The sequence below is a fragment of the Methanosarcina spelaei genome (assembly GCF_002287235.1).
Classification (GTDB): Archaea; Halobacteriota; Methanosarcinia; order Methanosarcinales; family Methanosarcinaceae; genus Methanosarcina; species Methanosarcina spelaei.
Map to the genome: position 1 here is coordinate 1 of NZ_LMVP01000097.1, position 8,041 is coordinate 8,041.

Below are 8,041 nucleotides of genomic sequence, written 5' to 3' on the forward strand. Positions count from 1 at the left end.
GGTAAATACCTTCATATCTCGAGCATTTCCAACTATTACAGGTAGATGCTTTATCAAAGAATCATAAATAGGAACCCAGAAATCACTTGTTGACTCACATGCAACAACATTACATTTTTCGGATATTACCCAATTTTTAAGGGCTAAAATTCCTTCGTCATCTCTGTTGAAACGTTGCTGTTGTTTTTCGCCAGATCTACTGAGAATTGTAGCAATGAAAAAGATTTTGTGAATGTCTAGACCACAAGCTTTGTTTATGACTTCAATCATATAACATCACCCAATTTATTTGGGCAGTCGAATTGCCTAAAAGGCCAATTTAGCATCCGTGATCAAAGTCACATTTGAGCCTTCGATGGCAATTCACTGATTAGTTTTCTGACGGTTTTGAAAAACCAAAATAAGGACAACCTTACTGCCCAAGGTAATAAGGGCTTAATAGTCAAAAAAGAGGGCGTAGAGTACTTTCATTGATTTGTGCATGTTATTCGAAGAATTTCATGTACGTTTTCTGCTTAATTTCCTTAAATTATAATACTGGAAATTCCAATATTGTTAAATGATTTTTTAATGACTTTTTGGGGGGAAGTCATGAAAATAAAATCCATAAATCCTTATACAGAAGAGGTAAACTGGACTTATGACTCATTTTCTTTCGAGGAATGCGAGTCCAGGATTGAAAATTCAAGGACTGCTTTTTCCGGGTGGAGTTCATTGTTTGTTGAGGACAGAACAAAATACTTCTCAAGGGCTGGGAAAGTCCTCAGGCAGAACGCCGAAATTTATGCCGAGATTATTACAAAAGAAATAGGAAAACCTATCAAGCAGTCAAGAGGCGAAATTGAAAAATGTGCCTGGCTCTGTGATTATTACGCAGAAAATGCGGCCGAACTTCTTAAAGACGAAATTGTGGATACTGATAATGAGAAAAGTTATGTAACCTTTGAACCTCTTGGAGTAATTTTCGGGATAATGCCCTGGAATTTCCCGTTCTGGTATGTTTTCAGGTTTGCAGTGTCTGCAATGTGTGCAGGAAATGTGTGCATAATAAAGCCTGCTTCAAATGTGCCTGCTTCGGCGCTGGAAATCGAAAAAATCTTTCTTGAGGCAGGATTTCCTGAAAATACTTTCAGTACATTATTAATTGACTCAAAAACAGCAATGCAAATTATTGAAGAAGAACTGGTAGATGGAATTTCGCTTACTGGCAACATAGACGCAGGCTCGGAGATAGGTGAACTTGCAGGGAGCCTGGTAAAGCCTCTCGTACTTGAGCTGGGAGGTTCAGATCCTTTCATAATACTTGAAGATGCCAATATCGAGAGAGCTGCTGAGGTTGCCGTAAAGTCCAGTTTTCTAAATACCGGACAGAACTTTACTGCTGCCAAGCGATTTATTGCCCTTGAAGATATTGCTGTGGACTTTATCGAGGCATTTGAGCTTGAAATGCAGGAACTGAAAATCGGGGATCCTATGGATGAGGAAACTGATATCGGGCCACTTGCAAAGAAAGAGTTTCTTGATAGTCTAGAGAGAATTCTGAAAGACGCAAAAAAGAAAGGTGCAGAACCTCACGTTTACGGAGAAGAGCATATTAAGGGTTTTTTCTTCAGACCGACTATCATTCCTGCAGCCAGTACCGACATGAAGGTTTGCAATGTAGAGGTTTTCGGGCCCATTGCCCCGGTGATCACAGTAAAAGATGAAGGTGAAGCTATTGAAGTCGCAAACTCTACCGAGTTCGGGCTTGGAGCCGAAATATGGTCCAGAGACCTTGAAAGGGCTCAGATGTTAGCAAAAAAAATAAAATCCGGATTTGTGGCTATTAATGGAATGGTTAAACCCGATCCGAGGCTGCCTTTTGGAGGAACAAAAAAATCAGGAGTCGGGCGGGAGCTTTCTCATTATGGACTCAAGGAATTTGTAAATATAAAGACGGTTGTGGTCAACAAGTGAGTCTAAAGGAGTGAGTCTAAAGGGCTGAGAATCGATTGGAGTTTTTATGAATAAACTTATCCATAATTTATTAAGCTAATTTGTTTAAGCTTGGCAGTCTTCATGCTCAAGTCTTACAGTCTGTTTAAGCTTAAATATTCTGATTAAGTAAAAATTCTGGTTAAGCTTAAACAGTAAACTGAATAAGCTTAACAAATAACTTAATCAAGGCTCAGTAAGCAAACCGGAGTTAAGTTAAACTCGGGTTAAATAAATCATACAGTTATATTGGAGTTTTTTCATGAAAGCTTCGGATCTTTTTGTTGCCCAGCTGGAAGAAGAGGGCGTTGAATATATATTTGGATTGCCAGGTGAGGAAAACCTTGACCTGCTTGAGTCCCTGAGAACTTCAAGAATCAAACTGATAGTAACAAGGCACGAACAGGCTGCGGCGTTTATGGCTGCAACGTATGGAAGGTTGACCGGAAAGCCAGGAGTTTGCTTTTCAACACTTGGACCTGGAGCCACAAATCTTGTTACAGGCGTTGCCCAGGCACAGCTTATAGGAGCGCCTCTTATTTCCATATCCGGACAGAAAGCTCTGACTGACAACTGGCAGGCCCGTTTTCAGCTTGTAAATGCTGTCAGAATGATGGAACCTCTCTGTAAAAAGGCTGTGTCCATTACCGATCCGGGAATGATCCCTACGGTGATCCGTAACGCTTTCAAACACGCCGTAGCTGACAGGCCGGGAGCTATACACATTGAGCTTCCGGAAGATATAGCTGAAGAAGAGACCGAGGCGACGGTTCAGAGGCGAAGCGAAATTAAAATTCCTTACCCTGATCCGGAGGCTGTAAAAAGAGCTGCAGCTATGATCAATGAGGCTAAAAATCCCCTGATTATGGTTTCCTCAGGAGCAAACCGAAAAGCGATTACTGAGGAGCTCGACAATTTTGTCGGGCAGACAGGCATCTACCTGGTGCATACCCAGATGGGGAAAGGAATTGTTCCCGATGACTGCAGCTACAGTCTATTTGCTACAGGAATTCATGCAAGGGATTATGTTAACTGCGGAATTGACGGAGCTGACCTTATAATCACTATTGGGTATGACATAGTCGAATATCCTCCGTATCTGTGGAACAGTACACTTGATAAACAGATCATAAATATTGACTTTGTGGAATCCGTGCCTGACAGATATTTTAACCCCACATTAGAAGTCATTGGGGATATTGCTTCTTCAATCCGGGAACTCGCTGCAAGTATTCCGGAGAAACGGATGTTTCCGATCTTTGAACACACCAGATATTTCATTGAGGAAAAAATAAATACTGCTGCCAGGAAAAGCTACCCTCCTCTCCCCCAAGCTGTAGTTCAGAGTGTCAGAAAGGTTATGGGGAGAGAAGATATAGTCACACTGGACAATGGTATTTACAAACTCTGGTTCGCTCGCCTTTACAAGACCTATGCCCCCAATACCGTGCTCCTTGACAATGCCCTTGCAACCATGGGTGCAGGTCTCCCTTCAGGGATTACTGCAAAGCTTCTTTATCCTGACCATCGCGTGCTTGCAATCTGCGGAGACGGGGGTTTTATGATGAACTGTCAGGAAATTGAGACTGCAATTCGCTATGGGATTCCTATTGTTGTCCTTGTCCTGAACGACAATGGTTTTGGCTTTATTAAGTGGAAACAGAAAAAGATGCATTTTGAGGATTTCGGGCTGGATTATGGAAACCCTGATTTTTCTCTCTTTGCCAGGAGCTTCGGGGCTGTGGGTATCAGGGTCAAGGAAGACGATGACCTTGCAGAAGTCCTGGAGAAAGCTTTCGCCTTGAACAAAGTGGCAGTTATTGAGTGCCCGATTGACTATTCCATAAACTATGAAACTTTCTCGATCGAACTTGGAAAGCTTACATGTGAGTTCTGATTGGGAACTATTTTTCAGGATGTATAGCTTTCTTTATTACTGGTAAAAAGGGATTAAAAGCCTGGTTGAGAGTTAAGAAAAAAGCACCATAAATTGCTTACTTATATAAACCTTCCTGAAACAAATGGCTAGGAAAGTCCAAAAATATAAAAATGAATCAAAAGAATAAAGACTTTATCAAAAAATAAACATCAAAATATGCGGAATAGACACCGACGTACGTAGGAAATAGTTTTCCTGGTTTAAAAGATCACAAAATAATTTAAAACGTATAGATCAGTCACAGAAAGACCATTATCGTTCAAATAAAAATATTACTCAATATGATATTATAAAAGAAGAGAGTCCGTTTGGCCTGATCAAACTAAACGAAACGGACATGATTTGTATAATAAATCTTTTGAGTAAACCTGATATTAGTATCTGTTTTCTCTAGGTTTTCTGTGGTTAGGGAGACAATCTCTGCAGTAGACTGGTCTGTCAGGGTCAGGCTTGAAAGGTACCTGAGTTTCAGCGCCACAGTCAGAACAGGTTGCATTGTACATTTCCCTGGGACCTCCAAAACCTCCCCGGTTGCTGTCTCTTCCTCTGAAGGAATTTCCTCTGTCATTAAAAGCCATTTTCTTTTCACCTCCGCTTACAGCGGATAGTCCATAGTTTAAAAATAAGGTTGTATATTGCTCTTTGATTAAAAACAGAAACTAGTTTTTAATAACAGATTATACATCTCTTTATTTTTAATGTTCTTAATATACGGTCAAATTATATAAGTTTTACTCATAAAAATCAACTCAAAATTATGCAGAAAGTGCCTGCTGTTTTAGAGTTGGCTCTTCTTAACCTGCCTCTTAAAACTTCCATATAATATTTTACGGACAGAAAGGAACTGAATTGCAAGTGGAATTCACTCCCCAGCCAGATGAGGAAAATTAAGAGGTTGTATGCTAAGCTAGAGGGCTGAAGGAAATAGGAAGAAATTAAAGGTAGTTGAAGAAATTAAAAATAGATTAAAAATATGCTAAAAATTAGAAGTGAATTGAGAGATAAAAGTGAGTTAAGAGATAAAAGTGAGTTAAGAGATAAAAGGTAATTGCCTGAAGAAGGGGATATAAGAGAGGCTATCAAATTAGCTCTAAAAAATTCAGATCTAATTTGACAATCGTTTTTATGAAGATCTCCTATGTGTATTCTTATCTCCAAACAGTTCTACGCTATCTTATTAGCAATCCAATATAAGAAAATAGATGCGTCCACGAATAGTGAAAAAGAAGATAAGTTTTTAAATCAAAATTCTAATTTGAGAACCTCTAAGAGGAGAAGAGGTTTAACCGAAAAGCGGCTAAAACCGGATATAATCAGGGAAAACGAGTATAATCAAGGAAATTGGATTTATAAGTTTTACTGTATTTATTTCGCGGTACTTACTTGAGGTACCCTTTTCTCTCAAGCCATTCAACCTGGGGCCTTGTATACTTCCAGATCACGTCGGCTTTAGAATCCTGAATATCCCACGGGGTGGCGATTACTACGTCTCCTTCATGGATCCACATTTTCTTATTTTTGGACCCGGGAATTCGGCCCATTCGGACTATACCGTCCATGCACTGCAGTGTAACTCTTTTAGAACCAAGTAAACTTGATACTGTTGCCAGAACTTCGTGATTTTCCCTACGTGGTGTGCGTACTCTTGTAACTTCCTGATTAGAAGGCACGGAGCTTCCCGTCCCTGCTTTTCTCTTCCTTACATTGCTTCTATAGTTTGCCAGGTTAATTCCTCTTGTTATTAGTTTATTATGATATGCTTTTACTATTTTTGATTTTTCAAATTTTCTGTTGTCTGTAGATGCTTCGTGTACTTTGACATTAAGGTTCACAAATGGATAGGGGCTAAAGAGTCTACTGAAGATCTAAACATCTGAAAAACCTTGAACTTCAGGAAACTCTCTCATTTCAAAAATCCTTCAAGATCATTTCAAAGATCCTTCAAAATTTTTCAAGTACTCTTGGTGTCACTCTTAAGTCTATTGTACTAAGAGTTACTCTAAACCCCCATTCTGATATTTTTATACAATATTAAACTATAAAAATATTTGTGATCGTATTCAGATCCCATTGTATAAACAAATATGAAAGGTTGATAAAGTTCAGGGTTCTGATATCCTTTACTAGCCTTAATGCAAAAACAAAGACTAAAAATGGAGTAAGTGTTGGTTTTGAAAAATGTCAACACTTTACTTAAGTTTTAGTTAAGAAGTTTTATTTTAGAACTTCCTGTGGTTAGGAAGGCAATCCCTGCAATAAACCGGGCGTCCTTCCGTTGGTTTAAATGGAACCTCAGTCTCAACTCCGCAGTCAGAACAGACAACCTTGTGCATTTCTCTGGGACCGCTGTTGCCGCCTCTAAAACCTCCGCGACCGCTGTTTCGATTGCCACCGTGGTAGGAATTTCCTCTGTCATTAAAACCCATTTTCGTTCACCTCCGCTTATAGCGGATACATATTCTCTATAAAAATATGATCGGATATAACTTATTATTTAAAAACAAAAACGGAGTTTTTAATAACAGATTATATGTCTCACTATTTTTACTATAGATATAACAATTTCCATGTTATATAAGATTAATCCAAATAACAACCGAGAAAATAGGAACGGGTTCCTTAAAGAGAAAACATCCTGAAAAAGTACCTAAAAGAATAAAAGGAGTATGGAAATTCCTGATATAGGAGAGTTTCCAGTGATAAAATTAAAGTAAGAAAAGTCGGGATTTCTGAATTTAGAACTTCCTGTGTTTTGGTAGGCAGTCTCTGCAGTAAACCGGTCTTCCTTCAGCTGGCTTGAATGGAACCTGAGTCTCTACACCACAGTCAGAGCAAACTGCGGGGTACATTTCTCTGGGGCCGCTATTGCCACCCCTGAAACCTCCGCGATTGTTGTCTCTGTTTCCCCGGTTGCTGTCTCTTCCCCTGAAAGAGCTCCCTCTGTCATTAAAACTCATTTTCGTTTCACCTCCGCTTATAGCGGATATAGTCTAAGTTGCTATAAAAATAAGATCTATACATTCTTTTATTAAAAACAAAATTGAAGTTTTTAATAACAGATTATATGGCTCTTTATTTTTACTGCCAATATGTCCCAAGCTTTTATCGTATATAAACATATCTGTAAAGTATCCAGAGTTCTAACAATAAAAGTATGCAAATGAAAGAAAAATATTCAGGACCTTAAGTTTGCTATTTTGGTTAATAAAGTAAGTATAACGGCTTGACAGATTAGCTGTGTTTCATCAACTAAAAGAGACACTAAACATGTAAAAAGGAACTAAAAATTGTAGGCTAATTTTGATAAATAGATGATAAATCCAGTTAAAAGATAAAATAACAGATACTAAATAATGGATGGAATAAATATAATATGTCAATAAGGAATAAAATGTTAAATAAAAAACAAAGTTATCTTTTTTCTTTGTCGTGATATGTGTAACCGGCTTAACCTTAGTGACAAAACGACATTAAATGAACCTGAAATAAGTTTGAATATGCTCAAGAGTAAAGATAGTGTTAGGTTTATCTCCTTACTACCTGCTTTCGGCAGGTCGACATAAAAATTCATTCAATTTTTCTATTGATATCGTTTTTTTCAGAACTATTTAAATTAAATTTAAATTAAAAATTACTAAATGTTAACCATAACATTATTAATATATATTTGTAACAAAAGGAGAGAAACGACAAATCAGAATAGATATCTAGTCCTCATGATACTGATTTTTAACTGAAACTACAAAAACTAATGATGAAGAATATTTAAGTGTTAGAATGTGCTTGCTGCCGAATGTAGGTTACTAATAAACCTGAATTAACATACCTCGAAAACCTGAATTAATACATCTCGAAAACCTGAATTAATACATCTCGAAAACCTGAATTAATACATCTCGAGCCCGAAGTCTACGTGCAGGATATAGTTTTTTAGAAAAAAATGTTCGGTTGTCAGGTTTCCTGTTTACCAGCAAATAACCTCAGGTATTCTCACTAAACCTGAAGATATTTTCTCCTGCTTGCAAAGAACCTTTTAGGTTTGTAAGTTTAATATTTTGGCTTGCAAACAAATTGATAATCCATTTTTATCCGATTGATGTTTTAAAACACCTGAATGTTAGCATTTCC

Annotated in this window: 6 protein-coding genes and 1 pseudogene; 2 read left to right on the forward strand and 5 right to left on the reverse strand. The window is 37.8% G+C overall.

What is annotated here, in order from left to right; translation table 11 throughout:
* A pseudogene (locus ASJ81_RS06695) lies at positions 1 to 270 on the reverse strand (IS110 family transposase); the annotation flags it as partial.
* A 321-nt stretch (positions 271 to 591) separates the two neighbouring features.
* Here ASJ81_RS06695 and ASJ81_RS06700 point away from each other — a divergent pair.
* Together ASJ81_RS06700 and ASJ81_RS06705 are read left to right on the forward strand one after the other, a co-directional pair.
* Complete coding sequence (locus ASJ81_RS06700) at positions 592 to 1,956, forward strand: NAD-dependent succinate-semialdehyde dehydrogenase (protein WP_095643807.1); 1,365 nt, start codon at positions 592 to 594, stop codon at positions 1,954 to 1,956.
* A gap of 280 nt (positions 1,957 to 2,236) precedes the next feature.
* Positions 2,237 to 3,871, forward strand: a complete 1,635-nt coding sequence (locus ASJ81_RS06705; protein ID WP_095643808.1) for an acetolactate synthase large subunit — start codon at positions 2,237 to 2,239, stop codon at positions 3,869 to 3,871.
* A gap of 416 nt (positions 3,872 to 4,287) precedes the next feature.
* Here the strand turns inward: ASJ81_RS06705 and ASJ81_RS06710 are convergent, their stop codons facing one another.
* The 4 genes from ASJ81_RS06710 to ASJ81_RS06730 all read right to left on the reverse strand — a co-directional run bounded on the left by ASJ81_RS06710 (position 4,288) and on the right by ASJ81_RS06730 (position 6,870).
* Positions 4,288 to 4,491, reverse strand: coding sequence for a CxxC-x17-CxxC domain-containing protein (locus tag ASJ81_RS06710; RefSeq protein WP_080942166.1), 204 nt, complete (start codon positions 4,489 to 4,491; stop codon positions 4,288 to 4,290).
* An 801-nt stretch (positions 4,492 to 5,292) separates the two neighbouring features.
* Positions 5,293 to 5,637, reverse strand: a complete 345-nt coding sequence (gene eif1A, locus ASJ81_RS06720) for a translation initiation factor eIF-1A (RefSeq protein WP_095643812.1) — start codon at positions 5,635 to 5,637, stop codon at positions 5,293 to 5,295.
* 495 nt (positions 5,638 to 6,132) lie between these two features.
* Positions 6,133 to 6,339, reverse strand: a complete 207-nt coding sequence (locus ASJ81_RS06725; RefSeq protein WP_095643810.1) for a CxxC-x17-CxxC domain-containing protein — start codon at positions 6,337 to 6,339, stop codon at positions 6,133 to 6,135.
* Positions 6,340 to 6,648: 309 nt separating this feature from the next.
* The gene (locus ASJ81_RS06730) at positions 6,649 to 6,870 is read right to left on the reverse strand and encodes a CxxC-x17-CxxC domain-containing protein (RefSeq protein WP_095643811.1); all 222 of its coding nucleotides are present in this window, start codon (positions 6,868 to 6,870) and stop codon (positions 6,649 to 6,651) included.
* Positions 6,871 to 8,041 lie beyond the last annotated feature (1,171 nt).

Excerpts from the sequence above, each read along its gene's own strand:
- ASJ81_RS06700 (WP_095643807.1), top strand. The coding sequence starts at position 592 with ATGAAAATAAAATCCATAAATCCTTATACAGAAGAGGTAAACTGGACT.
- ASJ81_RS06705 (WP_095643808.1), top strand. The coding sequence starts at position 2,237 with ATGAAAGCTTCGGATCTTTTTGTTGCCCAGCTGGAAGAAGAGGGCGTT.
- ASJ81_RS06710 (WP_080942166.1), bottom strand. The coding sequence starts at position 4,491 with ATGGCTTTTAATGACAGAGGAAATTCCTTCAGAGGAAGAGACAGCAAC.
- ASJ81_RS06725 (WP_095643810.1), bottom strand. The coding sequence starts at position 6,339 with ATGGGTTTTAATGACAGAGGAAATTCCTACCACGGTGGCAATCGAAAC.
- ASJ81_RS06730 (WP_095643811.1), bottom strand. The coding sequence starts at position 6,870 with ATGAGTTTTAATGACAGAGGGAGCTCTTTCAGGGGAAGAGACAGCAAC.